Source organism: Alcanivorax sp., from assembly GCF_040119285.1.
Taxonomy (GTDB): Bacteria; Pseudomonadota; Gammaproteobacteria; order Pseudomonadales; family Alcanivoracaceae; genus Alcanivorax.
The window spans coordinates 93,901-111,541 of the sequence record NZ_JBEDTY010000038.1 but is presented as its reverse complement, the minus strand read 5'-3'; the positions used below and the strand labels follow the sequence as shown (position 1 = coordinate 111,541).

The 17,641-nt window shown below is 56.3% G+C and carries 14 protein-coding genes; 10 read left to right on the top strand and 4 right to left on the bottom strand.

Features of this window, described 5'->3' with window-relative positions; translation table 11 throughout:
* Positions 1 to 78: 78 nt before the first annotated feature.
* The 3 genes from ABNH10_RS15025 to ABNH10_RS15015 all read right to left on the bottom strand — a co-directional run bounded on the left by ABNH10_RS15025 (position 79) and on the right by ABNH10_RS15015 (position 4,777).
* Positions 79 to 720, bottom strand: coding sequence for an SPOR domain-containing protein (locus tag ABNH10_RS15025; RefSeq protein WP_349386679.1), 642 nt, complete (start codon positions 718 to 720; stop codon positions 79 to 81).
* Complete coding sequence (argS, locus tag ABNH10_RS15020) at positions 720 to 2,474, bottom strand: arginine--tRNA ligase (protein WP_349386678.1); 1,755 nt, start codon at positions 2,472 to 2,474, stop codon at positions 720 to 722. Before argS ends, ABNH10_RS15025 begins: the two co-directional genes overlap by 1 nt.
* 128 nt (positions 2,475 to 2,602) lie before the next feature.
* The gene (locus ABNH10_RS15015) at positions 2,603 to 4,777 is read right to left on the bottom strand and encodes a primosomal protein N' (RefSeq protein WP_349386677.1); all 2,175 of its coding nucleotides are present in this window, start codon (positions 4,775 to 4,777) and stop codon (positions 2,603 to 2,605) included.
* 137 nt (positions 4,778 to 4,914) lie between these two features.
* Here ABNH10_RS15015 and rpmE point away from each other — a divergent pair, with 137 nt between their 5' ends.
* Entirely contained in the window at positions 4,915 to 5,133 is a 219-nt protein-coding gene (gene rpmE / locus ABNH10_RS15010) for a 50S ribosomal protein L31 (protein WP_349386676.1), read from the top strand.
* A gap of 107 nt (positions 5,134 to 5,240) precedes the next feature.
* Positions 5,241 to 6,515 (top strand): malic enzyme-like NAD(P)-binding protein, encoded by a 1,275-nt coding sequence (locus ABNH10_RS15005; RefSeq protein WP_349386675.1) that lies wholly within the window; start codon positions 5,241 to 5,243, stop codon positions 6,513 to 6,515.
* A 97-nt stretch (positions 6,516 to 6,612) separates the two neighbouring features.
* Here the strand turns inward: ABNH10_RS15005 and ABNH10_RS15000 are convergent, their stop codons facing one another.
* Positions 6,613 to 9,180, bottom strand: a complete 2,568-nt coding sequence (locus tag ABNH10_RS15000) for a penicillin-binding protein 1A (RefSeq protein WP_349386674.1) — start codon at positions 9,178 to 9,180, stop codon at positions 6,613 to 6,615.
* 199 nt (positions 9,181 to 9,379) lie between these two features.
* Between ABNH10_RS15000 and ABNH10_RS14995 the strand changes: the two genes are divergently transcribed.
* The 8 genes from ABNH10_RS14995 to ABNH10_RS14960 all read left to right on the top strand — a co-directional run bounded on the left by ABNH10_RS14995 (position 9,380) and on the right by ABNH10_RS14960 (position 17,606).
* Entirely contained in the window at positions 9,380 to 10,447 is a 1,068-nt protein-coding gene (locus ABNH10_RS14995) for a pilus assembly protein PilM (RefSeq protein ID WP_349386673.1), read from the top strand.
* Complete coding sequence (locus ABNH10_RS14990) at positions 10,444 to 11,013, top strand: PilN domain-containing protein (RefSeq protein WP_349386672.1); 570 nt, start codon at positions 10,444 to 10,446, stop codon at positions 11,011 to 11,013. Before ABNH10_RS14995 ends, ABNH10_RS14990 begins: the two co-directional genes overlap by 4 nt.
* Positions 11,010 to 11,684 carry a type IV pilus inner membrane component PilO gene (locus ABNH10_RS14985; RefSeq protein WP_349386671.1) on the top strand — a complete coding sequence of 225 codons (675 nt, stop codon included), beginning with the start codon at positions 11,010 to 11,012 and terminating at the stop codon, positions 11,682 to 11,684. The genes ABNH10_RS14990 and ABNH10_RS14985 overlap by 4 nt, the downstream gene beginning before the upstream one ends.
* A 10-nt stretch (positions 11,685 to 11,694) precedes the next feature.
* On the top strand, positions 11,695 to 12,225 hold the full coding sequence (locus ABNH10_RS14980; protein ID WP_349386670.1) for a pilus assembly protein PilP: 531 nt from the start codon (positions 11,695 to 11,697) through the stop codon (positions 12,223 to 12,225).
* Positions 12,226 to 12,245: 20 nt separating this feature from the next.
* A complete protein-coding gene (locus tag ABNH10_RS14975) occupies positions 12,246 to 14,414 on the top strand; it encodes a type IV pilus secretin PilQ (protein ID WP_349386669.1) in 2,169 nt (722 codons plus the stop codon).
* Positions 14,411 to 14,947, top strand: a complete 537-nt coding sequence (gene aroK / locus ABNH10_RS14970) for a shikimate kinase AroK (RefSeq protein WP_349386668.1) — start codon at positions 14,411 to 14,413, stop codon at positions 14,945 to 14,947. The genes ABNH10_RS14975 and aroK overlap by 4 nt, the downstream gene beginning before the upstream one ends.
* Positions 14,948 to 15,010: 63 nt before the next feature.
* Positions 15,011 to 16,090 (top strand): 3-dehydroquinate synthase, encoded by a 1,080-nt coding sequence (gene aroB, locus ABNH10_RS14965; RefSeq protein ID WP_349386667.1) that lies wholly within the window; start codon positions 15,011 to 15,013, stop codon positions 16,088 to 16,090.
* Positions 16,080 to 17,606, top strand: a complete 1,527-nt coding sequence (locus ABNH10_RS14960) for an SPOR domain-containing protein (protein ID WP_349386666.1) — start codon at positions 16,080 to 16,082, stop codon at positions 17,604 to 17,606. Before aroB ends, ABNH10_RS14960 begins: the two co-directional genes overlap by 11 nt.
* Positions 17,607 to 17,641 lie beyond the last annotated feature (35 nt).

Below are 17,641 nucleotides of genomic sequence, written 5' to 3'. Positions count from 1 at the left end.
AAGGAGAGAAAGCGAGATGGCAGACGCCCAACGCCGACGCGGGGCTGCATCGGCGTTGGGTATCAAACACGTGATGCTTTACTTTTTCATCTTGATTGGGAGGGTCTCAATGCCGTTGCTGGCCAGTTGGTCCTGGGCGCGGTGCATGGCGTTAAGGTTGTTGTAGGGGCCAATCATGACCCGGTGCCAGCTGTCGCCGCTGTCCAGATTGACTGACTGAATGTTGGCCTCGAAGCCTTTCAGAATTAGCTCGGCTCGACGGCGATCGGCATCTTCGTTGCGGCGAAAGCTGCCCGCTTGTAGCAAATATTTCTCGTTGCTATTGCGAGTGCCGGCTTCTGGCTTGCGGGTTGTTGTCGGCTTCTTGGTGGCACCCGGTTTGCTGGTGGTATGTGAGCCACTGTCGGTTTCGTTCTGTGGCACGATTACTTCCATCTTGGGTAGTACCGCATAGAAATCGAACTTGGGCGAGTCCTCGGCGGATTCATTGTTGGCTTCCGCTTTTGGCTCAGCCTTGGCTTTGACGGGGTCGTCGTCGTTGGCCACGGTTGTGCTGCCGCCCTGTGCTATCTGGGTTTTGCCCAGATGAAACAGAAAGGCCACGAACAGGCCGACCATCAAGCCGGTAAATAGCCATACCCAGCCGGGGACCTGGCGCTGCTGGGGTTTCTTTTTGCGGGCGGGGCCGCGGCTGGCGCCGCGCCGGGTGTTCTTCGCCATTACATGCGCTCCAGTGGGCTCAAGCCCAGCAGTTCCATGCCGTGTTTGAGAGTGCGGGCGGTGAGGGCGGCCAGCTTGAGGCGGCTTTGCCGAATGCTGTCATTCTCGCTGCTGAGGACCGGGCAGTGCTCATAGAAGCTGGAAAACAGGCCTGCCACATCGTACAGGTAAGTGCTGAGCAGATGCGGTTGGCCCTTGTCGGCTACGTTCTGTAGTACTTCGCCAAATTGCACCAGTCGTGCGGCAAGGGCTTGCTCTGCCTCTTTGTTAAGCAGGAAATTGCCGCTCACGTTGGCCATGTCCAGCTCGGCTTTGCGGAAGATGCTGGCCACGCGGGTGTAGGCATAAAGCAGGTAAGGGGCGGTGTTGCCTTCAAAGCTGAGCATTTGTTCGAAGTTGAAGATGTAGTCGCTGCTGCGGTTTTTCGACAAGTCGGCGTATTTTACCGCGCCGATGCCCACAGAGCGGGCAATGCTGCGTAATTCTTCATCGTCCAGCTGCGGGTTCTTTTCCTGCACTAGGGCAAAGGCCCGTTGCTCTGCTTCGTCGAGCAGGTCCACCAGTTTGACGGTGCCGCCGTCGCGGGTCTTGAACGGGCGGCCATCCGGGCCATTCATGGTGCCAAAGCCCATGTGGGCCAGCTCGGTCTGTTCGGGCACAAAGCCGGCCAGTTTTGCCAGGGTGAACATTTGCTGGAAGTGCAGTGCCTGGCGCTGATCGACAAAGTACAGCATGCGGTCAGCTTGCAGCGTGCCGGCACGGTAGCGCAGGGCCGCCAGGTCGCTGGTGGCATACAGGTAGCCGCCGTCGGCTTTACGCACAATCACCGGCAGCGGTTCGCCTTCCTTGTTTTTGAAGGCGTGCATAAACACACATTGAGCGCCCTGGCTTTCACTGAGCAGCCCTTTGCTGTCCAGATCTGCCACCACTTGTGCCAGATCGTCGTTATAGGCGCTTTCGCCGTGCACGTCTGCCGGTGTCAGGCTGACGCCCAGGCGATCGTAGATCGCCTGACAGTGGCTTAGCGATACCTGATTAAACTCTGCCCAAAGGGTTAGGCAGTAGTCGTCGCCGGACTGCAGTTTTACCACCAGGGCGCGGGCCCGGTCGGCGAAGCTGTCGGATTCATCGAAGCGTTGTTTGGCGGCCCGGTAGAACGTTTCCAGGTTGGCCAGTTCACGGCTCAGCTCGCGCTCACCTTCCTCGGCTTTTTGCTCCTCCAGATACGCGAGAAGCATGCCGAACTGTGTGCCCCAATCACCCACATGATTCTGGCGAATCACGGTGTGACCGAGAAATTCCAGAGTACGCACCACGGCGTCGCCGATGATGGTGGAGCGCAGGTGGCCCACGTGCATTTCTTTGGCCAAGTTGGGTGAGGAGTAGTCCACCACCACGGTTTGGGGCTGCTCTGGCCGGCTAATGCCGAGAAAGTCGTCGGCCAGTGCGGAATCCAATAGGCCGGTGAGCCAGTCATCGGCCTGGAAGAAATTGATAAATCCGGGCCCGGCGATGTCGACTTTGGCCACGGCGCTGTCGTTGGGCAGGGCGGCGATCAGTTTTTCTGCTAGATCGCGAGGCTTCATGCCGGCGGGCTTGGCCAGCATCAGTGCGATATTGGTGGCAAAGTCGCCGTGACTCTTGTCCCGGGTGCGGTCGATTTGCACTGGGCGTTTGGCGTCAGCGGGGAGGGTGCCCTCGGTGATCAGGGTGTCCAAGGCGCTTTCAATAAGGGATATCAGGCGTTCTTTCATGACATTCTTTTGTGGAGGGCTCTGAGCCGTTTAACTGGCCGGCGATTGTACGGGAAAAGCCATGCTTACGCATGCGCAGGATGTCTGATGGCCGACACTGCTCTGTCTGGCGTCCGTCTCCGGCGTCGCTATAACATATCAATCGGATCCACATCCACGTGCCAGCGGCATTGACGTCCCTCAGGGAGTTTGCGGGCCTGTTCCAATAGCACGTTAAGGGCTTGGTGTAACGGAGCCCGTTGGGCACATTGCAGCAGTAGCTGGGTGCGGAAACGGCCCGCACGTTTTTCCATGGGAGCGGGAATCGGGCCAAGGACGTGAACATCCTGCGGAACCGCAGTGGTACTAAGCTGTTGCAGAAAATTCATGGCGGTGCCCATGGCCATGGCTTCGCAGCGGAACAGGGCCAAGTGCCCGTGGGGGGGCAGTCCGGCCATCTGCCGCTCCTCTAGCAGGGTGGTGGCCAGTTGTGGATAGTCGCCGCTGGCCGCTAGTTGCAGTAAGTGATGATCCGGGTGGCGGCTCTGCAGAATCACCCGACCTTTGCCTTCGCGGCCGCTGCGGCCGGCCACCTGTAGTAGCAACTGTGCGGCCTGTTCAGGGCCGCGGAAGTCGGCGCTGAGAAAGCCGGAATCCATATCCAGGATCACCACCAGGGTCAGTTTGGGGAAATGGTGGCCCTTGGCCAGCATCTGGGTGCCGACCATGACGGCGGGTTCGCCTTTTTGGATCTGTGCCAGATGTGCATCTAAGGCGCCCTTGCGGCGGGTGGCATCCCGGTCGATGCGAAGCACTGGTACCGGTAGGGACTGTTCAAGCAGTTCGGTGAGCTTTTCGGTGCCACTACCGGCTTCCTGAATGGCGCTGGAGCCGCAATCCGGGCAGCGGCTGGGTACCCGCTGTTGATAGCCGCAATGATGGCAGCGCAGGGCCCGGTCATTGCGATGCCAAGTGAGGAAACTGTCGCAACGCTTGCACTCCGCCTGCCAGCCACAATCGTGGCAGAGAATCATTGGGGCATAGCCGCGGCGGTTGATAAACACCAGCCCCTGATTACCTGCCTCTACGCATTGCTTAAGGGCTTGCAAAGAGAGGGGCAGTAGTGGGTTGCCGGGGGCCGCCAGCCGGGCATCGACAATTTCGATGGGAGGGCGATTTTGGTCGGTGGCGCGTTGAGATAGTTTGAGCCACTGAAAGCGGTCTTGACGAGCCAGATGCAGGGTTTCGAGTGCCGGTGTGGCGCTGCCTAGAACGACCGGAATTTCCAGCTGCTGGGCGCGCCATGTGGCCAGATCCCGAGCGTGATAACGGAAGCCATCTTGCTGTTTGAGGGAGCTGTCGTGGGCTTCGTCCACAATGATCAGGGCGGGGTTCAGCATGGGCGTGAAGATGGCTGAGCGAGTGCCGATGATAATGCGCGCGTGGCCCTCACGGGCGGCGAGCCAATTGTCCAGTCGTTCTCGGTCGCTGAGCCCGGAATGCAGGGTGACAACGGGGACCGCAAAGCGCTGCTTGAAGCGCTGTACCGTCTGTGGCGTCAGGCCAATTTCCGGGACCAGCACCATCACCTGCTTGCCCGCGGCCAGAAGCGGCGCCATGGCTTGCAGGTAGACTTCGGTTTTGCCGCTGCCAGTGATGCCGTCCAGCAGGAAGGGGGCGAACCCTCTGGCTTTCTGGATTGCCTGGATTGCTCCACGCTGCTCGGCGTTGGCGGCCAGCGGGGCCTGGGCCAGGGTTTCTCGTGGGGCCTCGGGGCGGGTATCCACTTGAATTTGGTTTGCCCAGCCCTTGTCGCGCAGGCTGTTCAGGGCGGATGCGCTTACGTCCAGTGCCGCTAGCATGGCGCTGCTCAGTCCTTGGGGATGCTCACGCAAAATGCGCAAAGCGTCTCGCTGGCGCGGGGCGCGGCTAACCTGGTCATCGTTCACATGCTGGCCCCGTTCGCTAATCTGCCAGCGCTTCTCCAGGCTGGCTTGGGCGTCGCCGCCTTGGCGCAACAAGGTGGGGAGTGCGTAATTCAGCACTTCCCCAAGAGGGTGGTGGTAGTAGCGGGCCGCACGTTCACAGAGCTGGTAAAGCTCATCGGTCAGGACGGGCTCTTCGTCGATCACCGCCAGTACGGCCTTCAGTTTTGGATAATCGCTGGGAGCATGTCCATGGACAAGACCGATGAGGGTGCGGCGCCCAAAGGGAACTTTGACTCGGCTACCCCGGGGCGGTATCACTGTGCCGTGCAGCGCATAATCAAAACACCCGGGTAGGGGAACGGGCAGGGCAATTTGCAGGGTGTTGTTCGGTGACAAGGAGTTTCCTGGAGCCTGCGGCGGCTTTGCGCTTGCGCAATGGGGACAAGCTGTTATGATTCGCCTTCTTTTTCCCAGGCGCAAGCCGTGTGGTGCCTGTCGTAGAGGCCGGTAGCGACACAAAATGGAGCTTAGCAATGAAAGCAGAGATTCATCCCGATTACCAGACAGCCACATATTCCTGTAGCTGTGGCAACGTTATTGAGTCCCGTTCTACCAAAGGCGGCGACATGGCGCTGGACGTTTGTTCCGCTTGCCATCCTTTCTACACTGGCAAGCAGAAACAAGCTGACAGCGGTGGCCAGATTGACAAATTCAAGCAGCGCTTTGGCATGATGCGCAGCAAGAAGGACTGATACGCCGCCTTCACAGCGCCTATTGTAAAAAGCACCCTGCCGGGTGCTTTTTACGTTAAGTACTTGCGTACACAGTGTATATCCCAAAAAGGGAAGCGGAGACCAGCATGTCCGAGGATTTAAAAACGGCGGCCCTGGAATACCACGCCAAACCGCGGCCGGGGAAAATCAGCGTTGAGGTGACCAAGCCTGCGGCGACCAGTCGAGATCTGAGCTTGGCCTATAGCCCGGGTGTTGCTGAGCCTGTGCGGGAAATTGCCCGGGAGCCGGAGCTGGCCTACCGTTTTACTTCCAAGGGCAACCTGGTAGCCGTGATCAGTGATGGCTCTGCGATTCTTGGTCTGGGTAATCTGGGGGCGCTGGCCTCCAAGCCGGTGATGGAAGGCAAGGGTATTCTGTTCAAGTTGTTTGCAGGTATCGATGTGTTCGATATCGAAGTGGACTCTGAGGATTCCCAGGCTTTTATCGATACAGTAATGCGTATTCATCGCACCTTTGGTGGCATTAATCTGGAAGATATCCGCGCGCCGGAGTGTTTTGAGATTGAGCGTATTCTCAAAGAGCAGTGCGAAGTGCCGGTGTTCCATGATGACCAGCACGGTACTGCTATTGTGGTGGGTGCGGGATTGATTAATGCGCTGGAAATCCAGAACAAGCGAATCGAAGACATCAAGGTGGTGTGTGTCGGGGCTGGTGCGGCGGGTGTTGCCTCTGTGCGGTTGTTGATTGAAATGGGCGCGCGCAAGGAAAATATCTTGGTGCTGGATCGGAAAGGGGTGATTCATAGCCGCCGTGATGATCTGAACCAGTATAAGGCCGCGCTGGCCAACGATACGGACAAGCGTACATTGAATGATGCCGTGGAAGATGCGGATGTGTTCATCGGCGTTTCCGGCCCGGATATGTTGACTCCGGAAATGGTCAAGAAGATGGCACCCAAGCCGATCATCTTCGCATTGGCCAACCCGGACCCGGAAATTCGTCCGGAAGTGGCCAAAGCGGCCCGCCCGGATGCAATTGTGGCGACGGGGCGTTCGGATTTCCCTAACCAAGTGAACAATGTGCTGTGTTTTCCGTACATGTTCCGTGGGGCCCTGGATGTGCGCTCCACGTCCATCACTGAAGAAATGAAGATCGCGGCTGTGCATGCTATTGCCGAGCTGGTACGTACGGCGCCTCCGCAGGAAGTGCTGGATGCCTACGGTGGTGAGCCGTTGACCTTCGGACCGGAATACATCATTCCCAAGCCGAATGATCCGCGTTTGTTGGGCAAGGTTTCTGCTGCGGTGGCTCAAGCGGCGGTGGAGTGTGGTGTGGCCCGTAAAGGGTATCCATCACACTACCCGTTGAACTCGCTGGACGAGATTTTCCCGGAGCTTTAAGGAAGAAGCGCCAGCCATAAAAAAACCGCCTTTTGGCGGTTTTTTTATGGCTGCACATTTCAGCTTGAGCGCGACAGGGGTGCGTGCAGAACCCGAATCAAAATATTTGCTCCGGTGCACTGTGCCCATTCGGGCCGCGAGCGGGTTCCAGGTCGGGAACCTGGCTGCGGATAAAGTATTCACGAATAGAGTCTGGATTTTCCGGCCGGGCCAGCAGGCCGCTATCTGGATCGATGCGCACGGTAGCGATGCCGGAGGGCTGTTCCAGCTGGTGCTCGGGTACGCCTTTCAGGGCGGGGCCCATGTAGTCCATCCAGATGGGCAGGGCGGCCTTGCCGCCATATTCACCCCACCCCAGCGTGGCGGGATTATCAAACCCAACCCAGACGGTGGCAACCAAGTCCGGCGAGTAGCCAGAAAACCATGCGTCTATCTGATCGTTGGTGGTGCCGGTTTTGCCCGCCAGATCCCGGCGCCCCAAGCCGTTAGCTTGGTGGCCGGTACCGCGGCGAACGACATCCTGAAGTATGGAGTTCATCAACCAGGCAATGCGTGCATCAATCACCCGGGGGGCCATGACAGGGGGGGGCTGGAATGGCTCCGGAGCACTTTCAAGGCTGCCGGTGTCGCCAATGTAGCGGTCTGCGCTGTCGTCAGCCGGGCTGTCGTCGTCGGTTGCGGGTGCCTGACAGGGGCTTTCGCAGAAGATGATTTTGGGCGCTTTCCAAAGTACCTCTCCGTTACCCTTCTCTATTTGCACGATGCTCCATGGGGTCACCCGATAACCGCCATTAGCAAAGATACTGTAGGCAGCGGCAATATCCATGGGGGTGACGCTGGCGCTGCCCAGTGCCAGCGAAAGATCTCGCTGGAAGGTGTCTGCCGGAAGGCCAAAACGTTTCAGTGTGCCCGTGGCCTGGCTAATCCCGATTTGCCGAAGGATACGAATAGAAACCAGATTCAGGGAGCGATAGAGGGCTTCGCGCATGCGGGTAGGACCAAAGAATTTACCGCTGGCGCCGGTGGGTCGCCAAGCGGTTTCCAGCTTGTTGTCGTCAAAGACCACGGGAGCGTCGTTGATGATGGTGGCTGGGGTGAAGCCGCTTTCCATGGCTGAAGTATAGATGAAGGGCTTGAATACGGAGCCGGCTTGGCGCTCGCCCTGTACGGCACGGTTGAAATTGGAGGTGGAGAAGCTGTAGCCACCTTGCAGAGCAACAATGGCGCCGCTGGTCGGATCAAGGGAGACCAGCGCAGATTGGGCTTTGGGTAGTTGCGCGAGACGCCAGTGCCGATCCTCGTCACCGCCGGCTGGGCGGACATAGATGACGTCGCCCTTGCTGAGTACGTCGCTGGCCCGCGTTGGTTCCTGGCCCACATATTTGTTATTTAACTGTGGGCGGGCCCAACGGATGTCATCCCAGGCGAGTGGGCTGCGTTTGCCATCCCGGAATAGGATTTCTGCGTCTTTATCTCCCACTGAAGTAACGATGGCAGGCTGCAGCGGGCCGATGCGACGTTGGTCCTTGATGCGTTCCGCCCAGTTGGCTATATCTGGGTCAAGGCCGGTGATGGTTTTCTCCAGCTCAGCCTCTTCCGCCGCGATCGGTTTGTCAGTGCTGCCCTGCGGGGGCTTTTCACTGTCTGCAGCGGACGGAGAGGGCAGGGCTGGGGCGTCGCTGATATCCAATTGTGCTAGAGGGCCGCGATAGCCGTGGCGTTCGTCATAACTGTGCAGGCCTTTGCGCAAGGCATTAACGGCAGCTTGCTGGCGCTTGCTGTCCACGGTGGTGATGATGCGAATACCGTCGGTGTAAATGTTGGCATCTACCAGCTCCATGGCCTGTAAGCGCGCCATTTCCCCTAGGTAACTGGCGTCTACTTCCGGTGAAGCTGCGTGGAAGCGGGCGCTGACGGGCGCCGCCTGCGCCTGCTCTTTCTGCTCAGCGGTAATGGCTCCGGTTTCCTGCATGCGATGAAGGATCCAGTTGCGTCGTATCTGGGCGCGCTGAGGGTTCGTAATGGGGTTGTAGGCGGAAGGGGCTTTAGGCAAGCCGGCAATCATGGCCCACTGGGGCAGGCTGAGTTCACCCACGGACTTGCCGTAGTACACCTGCGAGGCTGCTTGGGCACCATAGGCGCGGTGGCCTAGATAGATCTTGTTTAGGTAAAGCTCAAGAATCTCTTCTTTGCTGAGAACCCTTTCGATCTGAATGGCCAGTACGATTTCGTTGAACTTGCGCAAAAAACGCTGTTCACGGTCTAGAAAGAAGTTCCTGGCGACTTGCATGGTGATGGTAGAGCCGCCGGAACGGATTTCCCGATAGCGGGCCAGTTCAACGACGGCGCGCAGCAGGCCTTTCAGGTCGACGCCGTTGTGGCCAAAGAAGCGTTCGTCTTCCGCGGCAAGTACCGCCTGGATCAATGGCCGCGGCAGTTCGTCGAAAGTGACTGGCTGACGGCGCTTTTCTCCGTATTCTGCAATCAGCTTCATGTCGCGGCTGTAGATGCGTAATGGGATCTGGTACTCCACCTCGCGAATCTGGCTTGCCGGGGGCAGTTGCGGGGCCAGATAGAGGTAGCAGGCGGCAAGGGCCATCAGGCCGCCACCGGCGCCGGTAATAAGGAGTAACAGCAGGTATCGGATCCAGGAGGGTAAACGCATGTTTTCGGCAACTACTGGCTGGGATCGGTAGAAAGGCCTAGTCGGCCCGTGAAGTGGGTCATTATATGGTGGAATGCTTGTTGTGATCTAATATCTGTTCTGCTATTACTAACTCCTAAAGTGATTCGACATAAAAAACGTGTAAGTGTATCTTTAGCAAGAAAAAACACTTCAATAATAACCAGACGGGACGACGACAGTGCTGCCTTTCCTCAGAAAAAAGGCCCAGACACTACTGGGGATCGACATCAGCTCCACGGCGGTCAAGCTGCTGGAACTGTCCAAATCAGGGGGCCGCTACAAGGTCGAGAGCTATGGGGTTGAGCCCCTGCCGGCCAATGCGGTTGTCGAGAAAAACATCAGCGACGTGGAAGGTGTGGGCGATGCTATCGCCCGCCTGGTCAGCCGTGCGCGGCCCGGGGTGAAAATCGCGGCGGTAGCGGTGTCCGGTTCCGCGGTGATTACCAAACTCATCGAAATGGATGCCGATCTGGACGAGGATGCGCTGGAAATGCAGCTCAAGTCCGAGGCGGATCAGTACATTCCGTATCCCATGGATGAAGTTCGTATGGACTTTCAGGTTGTGGGGCCGGTTGAGAATAACGATGAGCGCGTCGAGGTGTTGGTTGCAGCTTCGCGTACAGAGAACGTGGAGATGCGCACCGATGCGTTGGAAATCGGCGGTCTGCAACCGAAAGCCGTGGATGTGGAGGCGTACGCGATGGAGCGTGCCTTCCAGCTGATCCAACCCAGTTTGCCGAACGCGGATGAGCTGGAAACTGTGGCGGTATTCGATATCGGCGCCACCATGACCACCCTAAACGTGTTCCATCAAGGGCGCAGCGTCTATACCCGCGAGCAGCTTTTCGGGGGCAAGCAGCTCACCGAGGAAATTCAGCGCCGCTACGGTATATCCATGGAAGAGGCGGGCCTGGCCAAGAAAACCGGCGAGCTCCCTGATGATTATGAAAGCGAGGTCCTGCAGCCGTTTAAGGACGCTATTGTTCAGCAGGTGAATCGCTCCCTGCAGTTTTTCTATGGCTCAACGCAATTCAACGAAGTGGATTACATCCTGCTGGCGGGGGGGTCTGCCTCAATTGCCGATTTGGGGGAATTGATTGAGGAGAAAGTGGGGGCCGGCTGTTCCGTGGCCAATCCTTTCAGTGACATGGCGTTGGCGAACAAGGTGAGTGCCTCTGCCATTGCCAATGATGCCCCGGCATTGATGATTGCCTGTGGCCTGGCATTGAGGAGCTTTGACCAATGACAACAACAATTAACCTGTTGCCCTGGCGCGAAGAACGGCGAAAACAGCGCCAGCAAGAGTTCGTCATGATGCTGATCCTCGCAGCGATTTTGGGGGGCGGTATATTTTGGGTGTGGAAAGGGCATGTGGATCAGCAGATTACCGACCAGCGCGCTCGTAATAGCCATATCCAGACTCGTTCTGCAGAGCTGGATGAAAAAATCACAGAGATTAAGGAGCTCAAGTCCCGGCGTGATGAGCTGGTGGCGAGGATGGAGGTTATTCAGAGCTTGCAAGGCAACCGTCCAACCATTGTGTATGTGTTTGATGAGCTGGTGAAGACGCTCCCGGCTGGCGTTTTTTACAACGAGGTTAAACGGGTGGGGGACGTGTATACCATTGATGGCGTGGCCGAGAGTAATAACCGTATTTCTCGCCTGATGCGTAATCTTGATGAGTCATCTTGGTTCCAGAGTGCCAACTTGCAAAATGTGACGGCGCTTGAAGATGGTTCTCAGGCCAACAGTTTTTTGTTAACCGTCAAGCAGGCCTCTCTAAACAGCAATAAAGAGGGAGAAAAACAATGAAAGCCTCTGAGCTGAAGAATTTGGATCTGGGTGAGCTGATGGATGAGCTCAACAGTCTCGATTTCGAAAATGTGGGGGGGTGGCCCACGCCAATAAAAATAGGCGCGGCTGCTCTGGTGTTGGCTGCCGTGGTGGTTCTTGGGTATTTTTTTTCGATCAGTGATGCCAATCAGGTGTTTGAGCAGCAGAAAAGAGAAGAATCCACATTGCTGCAAGGGTACGAAAAGAAAGCGTTCGAAGCTCATAACCTTGATCAGTTCCGGAAACAGTTGGCGGAAATGGAGCAGACCTTTGGTGCCTTGCTTAAACAGCTTCCCAAAGATACTGAGGTTCCGGGTTTGCTTGAAGATATTACTCATACGGGGCTGGGGAGCGGGTTGGAATTCGAAAACATCGAACTGAGAAATGAAATTGAAAAGGAGTTCTATGCGGAGCTTCCAATCAACATTCAAGTGGTCGGGGACTATCACGGTTTTGGTTCTTTCGTATCCGGTGTGGCGTCTTTGCCTCGAATCGTGACGCTACACGATTTCACCGTTGCGCGGCCAGCGAACAATAAGGAAGCGGCTGCTCTGGGGTTACTGAGAATGGATATCACGGCGAAGACTTACCGTTACTCCAGCAAAGATGGTGCAGCGGGTAGCGCCAGTTCATCTGGCAAGAAGAAATAGGGGGCGTAAGATGATGAGAAAAATCGTTTTCCTTTCTGTTGTTTGCGTCGCCTTGTTTGGGCTTGCGGGTTGTGGTTCCAGCGCTAACCTCTCAGAGCTAGACGCGCGTCTTCAGGAAATCAAGGCAAGGCCTCGAGGGCGGATTGAGCCACCACCTGAGTTCAAGCCGATCGCTTCTTATTCCTATGCAGCGCACAAATTGCGTTCTCCATTCAATCATCCACAGGACCAAGAGCTATTGGTGGTGCCAGATGGCCGTAAGGTTGAGCCGGACATGGGGCGTCCGAAAGAGTATCTGGAACGTTTTGCGCTGGATGCACTGGAAATGGTCGGCACCATTACCAAGCCTGGTCAAGCACTTCAGGCGCTTGTCGCAGACCCTTCCGGGGCAGTTACTCGCGTCAAGCCAGGCAGTTATATGGGGAAGAACTTTGGTTTGGTCAAGCAGGTTAACGAAGCCAAAGTAAGTTTGATTGAAATCGTACCGGATGGTCGGGATGGCTGGGTGGAACGCGCCAGTAACGTCTCGATCTCCGAATAACAGTCGCTGGGGACCCAGTTATGAAATGTGCAAAATCGACAATAAAAAAGAGCGTTTCCCTGCGTCTGGCGGGGCTGGTTTCTGCGGGAATGCTGTCGGCTCTCTCTATGGTTGCAGGCGCAGATACGCTGAAATCAATTGAAGCGAACGCGCTGTCTGGTGATGGTATGGAGGTGCGTCTTAAATTTGTAGGGGGCGTGCCGGAAGTGAAGGGGTACAGTATCGAGCAGCCTGCTCGAATTGCCTTGGATCTAGTGGGCGCCGATACGGATATTGCGAGCAAGCGACAAAATCTCGGTTCAGGCAACGCTCGTAGCGTAACCATCGTTGAGGCAAAAGACAGAACGCGCCTGATTTTTAACCTAGAGTCGTTGACGGGCTACTCCACTCGCACTGAGGGTGATGATCTGGTCGTACTGCTGGGTAATGATCAAGTCGATAAGCAAAACCAGATTTCCCAGGGTGATGATTATAACGGCGAAGCAGCCGTAACAGGGGTTGATTTCCGGCGTGGAGATAGCGGCGAAGGCCGCGTGATTATCACGTTGTCGGAGCCGACCATCCCGGTAGATGTGAAAGAAGACGGCGGCAAGATTGTGGCTCGATTTGTGGGCGCCGGAGTCCCTAACGATCTGGTGCGTAAACTGGATGTGACCGATTTTGCGACGCCAGTCAAAATGGTGGAAACGCAGTCTGCAGACGGCAGTACCATGGTGGTTATTGAGCCGACAGGGGTATGGGAATATTTGGCATATCAGGCGGACAGCGAGTTCAGCATTAATGTTAAACCTGTTAGCAAGGCTGAAGCGGCAAGAAAGAAAAAAGACGCTTTCGAATATACTGGCGAGAAGTTGTCCTTGAACTTCCAGGATATTGAGGTGCGCTCTGTTCTACAGCTGATTGCGGATTTTACCGGGCTTAACTTGGTGGCATCCGACACCGTGGATGGTCGCATTACGCTGCGTTTGCAAAACGTGCCCTGGGATCAGGCTTTGGAGTTGATTCTTAAAACCAAGGGGCTGGATAAGCGTCAGGTGGGTAATGTCCTCCTGGTTGCTCCTGCGGACGAAATTGCTGCCCGCGAGCAGCTGGAGCTGGAGAGCCAGAAAAAAATTGAAGCACTGGCGCCTTTGCGGACACAGTACATCAACATCAATTATGCCAATGCGTCTGAGTTGAAGGGGCTAATTTCCAATGCCGGCGGTAAAGGGGAGGCTCTGGTCTCTGCGCGCGGCTCGGTCGTTGTGGATCAGCGGACCAATACACTGATTGTTCAAGATACCCAGGCCAAGCTAGAGGAAATTCGTGAGCTGATCGATCAGCTGGATGTGCCCGTTCAGCAGGTGCTTATCGAGGCTCGAGTTGTTGTGGCGACCAATGATGTAACCGACGAGTTTGGTGTGCGCTGGGGTGGGCTGGGTTTTGACACGGAGGGTATGCTGGAGGATGGTCGTACCTTTGGTGTGTCGGGTCGTTTGCAATCACTGCGTAATCTGCATCAGACCAATATTGATGCAACTATTGCGTACCCTGACTCTACGGGGCACCCTAATGACGTGGAATTTGGGCCCGATGACTTTGAGTTTGAGGAGGCCGAGAACGGTGATGACCTGATTGTCGATCTAGGTGTCGATTCCGCCAATGCATCCCGGTTTGCTGTAGGCTTCACCTCTCTCGCCTCCGGGCTGATTGAGCTTGAGCTTTCTGCTTTGGAAGCTGAAGGGCACGGTGAGCTGGTGGCAACGCCTAAGGTGTTGACGGCCGATCAGCAGCCCGCAGTAATTGCGTCTGGTCAACAAGTGCCTTTCGAAATAGCAACTTCTTCTGGTGCCACTTCCATCGATTTTGTGGAAGCTGAGCTGCGCCTTGAGGTAACCCCGCATATCACCCCGGATGGCAATATCATCATGACACTGAAAGTGAACAATGACTCCTTCAGTTCTGATGGTTCTTCTGCGATCAACACTAACCGAGTTGAGACGTCTGTGTTGGTTAACGATGGCGAGACAGTGGTGCTTGGTGGTATCTTCCAGCAAGAGAAGATCAATTCTGTGACCAAGACGCCTTTCCTGGGTGATTTGCCGTGGATTGGTGCCTTGTTCAGGAAGACTGTCAATCGTGATAACAAGCAGGAACTGCTGATCTTCATTACGCCACGATTGATGAAGGATGCTTTGGCTAATCGGTGATCGAGACTAACTCTATTGTTCCTTTGATTCTTGTCGGGCCCATGGGTGCAGGTAAAAGCACCTTGGGCCGTCATCTTGCTCAGCTGCTGGACCGCCCGTTTTTTGACTCCGATCGTGTGATCGAGGAAAAAACCGGGGCGGACATTCCCTGGATCTTCGACATGGAAGGCGAAGCGGGATTTCGGCGGCGCGAGCAGGATGTGATCGACGAGCTAACCCGGGAGCCTGGCATCGTGCTGGCTACCGGCGGCGGGGTGGTGGTTACCCCGAAGAACCGTACCTTTCTTCATGAGCGCGGCTGTGTGGTCTACCTGTGGACTCCGGTAGAGATTCAGTTGGCACGGACTCGCAATGACAAAGGCCGCCCGCTGCTGCAAACAGCAGATCCCAAGGCGCGGCTGGAGGCCCTCTTCGCTGAGCGTGATCCGCTCTACCGGCAGGTGGCTCATCATGTAGTCTCGACGGCATCAGGAAACCTGAAAAAAGTCGCAGATGACGTGCTTGCTTGTTTGGACTCTCACCCACAAGGATAATGCAGGCAACTTTCAGGCTGGTGTCTAGCCTGTTTTACTGAATTATCGTTTGTGGGAGCTGTGATGCGCACACTTCAGGTAGCCCTGGCCGAGCGGAGTTACCCTATCCATATTGGGGCCGGCTTGCTGTCGTCTTTCCCTCTGGCTGAACAAGTTCGCGGCAACCAGGTGATGATCATCACCAACGAAACTGTTGCGCCGCTGTATCTGGCATCACTGGAGGCACACTTTTCTGCTATTCAGTGCGATACCCTCATTCTTCCTGATGGTGAAAAATTCAAAACCCTTGAAACCCTTGAAACTCTTTTTGATGCCTTGATGGCCAAGCGTCATTCCCGCACCACGACACTGATTGCGTTGGGTGGCGGCGTTATTGGCGATATGGTTGGCTTTGCGGCGGCTTGCTATCAGCGAGGTGTGGACTTCATCCAGGTGCCAACCACGCTGTTGTCTCAGGTGGATTCCTCCGTTGGCGGTAAGACCGCGGTCAATCACCCCCGTGGCAAGAATATGATCGGTGCCTTTCATCAGCCGCGCTTGGTGCTGATCGATATTGAGGTGTTGGGCACATTGCCGGAGCGGGAATTGGCTGCTGGTTACGCAGAGGTGGTCAAGTATGGCTTGATTCGTGATCCGGATTTCTATCAGTGGCTGGAAACCAATAACGACAAGTTGTTGTCCAGAGAGGAGGCGATGATTTCTGAGGCGATCTTCCGTAGCTGCGAGAACAAGGCGCAGGTCGTTTCGGATGATGAAACTGAACAGGGTAACCGCGCGTTGCTGAACCTGGGCCACACCTTTGGGCATGCCATCGAGACAACCACTGGCTACAGCCAGTGGTTGCACGGTGAGGCGGTGGCGGTGGGCATGCTGATGGCCATTCGCCTGTCCGCCGATTTAGGTTGGGTGCCGGCCGCGCTGGAGTCAAAAGTGGCTGCGTTGTTGTCCTCCTGGGGCTTGCCAGTGGCGGTTCCCGAAGGGATGAGGCCGGAACAATTTATGGATCTGATGGCTATGGACAAGAAGGTTCATAATGGCCAGTTGCGTCTTGTGCTGTTGCGCGAGCTGGGTAAGGCTGTGGTAACGGCCGATTACGATGACGCGGCATTGCAAAAAACACTGGAGACTTTTTGTGGAGCATGATGACGAACGTTTCTATAGCGGTGCCTCGCGTGGGGACTTCCTGGATGCCATGACGGCCCACGCCGAGCTGGGCTCGGTGGTCGCTATAGAGGGAGACACTGGCAGCGGTGTTTCTACACTGCTCGGGCAGGCAGTGATGACATTAATCGCTGACATGGAAGTGGTTCGCATTGATGGCAGTGAGCCCCATGATGCCACTGTGGTGGTTGAGGCTCTGCTGCGACATTTCGATATTGACCGTGCTGACCTGCCTCAAGTGTTGCGCGAAACGCTGTCGACTGGTCGCCTGGTTGTGGTGGTGGATAACAGTGAGGACGTGAGGCCAGATGCGCTGACGACCATGGCGGCCCTTAAGCAAAAGTTGGGAGCACGATTGTGCTATTTATTTGGCGGGCTGCCAGGCACGGTTGAGGCACTTAAATCCGTGGACTTTACCGTGGATGATATCCTGGATCTGCCTACTCTGAATGCCAACGATGTACAAGATTTTGCTTGGTTTGTTGCCGGTGCTGAACTGGATGAAGAGGAATCCGAGCAGTTAGCGCACCGCAGTGAAGGGTTGCCGGGTGCTTTGCTGGGGCTGCTGCAGGGTACCAGAGATAGTGCAGCAGCAGTGCCGGTGGGGGCGATGACGGCAGAGCGCAATAACGTAGATGAAACCGATGGGACGGAAGGCGACATGAGTAATATGTCGGGTTTCTCCGCGCGTTCCAGCGACGATGATGATGAACAGCTGGCGGCAACAGAGGAGGCGGTGCCGAGTGGTGCAGCGCCCGTTTCCCGTACCACTGCGCCTTGGCGCCATGGGGCGGCAGTGGTCGGTCTGTTACTGGTGGTTATCATTCTGTGGTCGGTATTTGCCGGTGACAAGGATGAGATCGCAACACCTGGTGCCCGTGAATTGGCCTTGCCGGTGCCGGAATCGGTACCCGCTGAGCAAGCCGTTACGCCACAGGAACAGGGGGTGACGCCGCTGAAGCCGACCATGGAGCCGGTGGCTCGCCTTGAGGATCTGGGTGCCAAGGACGAAGAGGGGGCTGATGAGGCCAAAGAGGCTCAGAGCGGCAGTGTGCAGTTGGCACCAGTGACCGACCCGGTGATGCAGTCTTCGCCCGCTCAGGCCCAACAACAAGTTAAAGTGGCGCCTGCGCCTGATATAGAAGGGGCGTCTGTACCCGCGAAGCCTGGGAAAACGGAAGCGGTTCCATCCGCGCAGAGGGAAAAATCGTCAGGTTATAACCAGACGTCCTGGTTGGCTGCGGTGAGTGACGACAGCTGGTTCCTGCAGATTACAGCCACCAGCCAGGAGGCTAATGCTCGTGGAGTGTTGGATCAATTGGGGCGCAAGGGCGCCTATTATCCGACCAAACGGAATGATAAAACCGTGTTTGTGGTGCTCGCTGGAGACTATTCCAGCCGCCAGGCAGCGTTGGATGCAAAGTCGACGTTACCGGCGAAGTTGCGTTCAGCGGGGCCTTTTCCGCGCAAGATGGCCGATATTCGCGACGAACTTTAAGTATGAAAAGCGCCTTGGGTGATGGTTCAATTTGT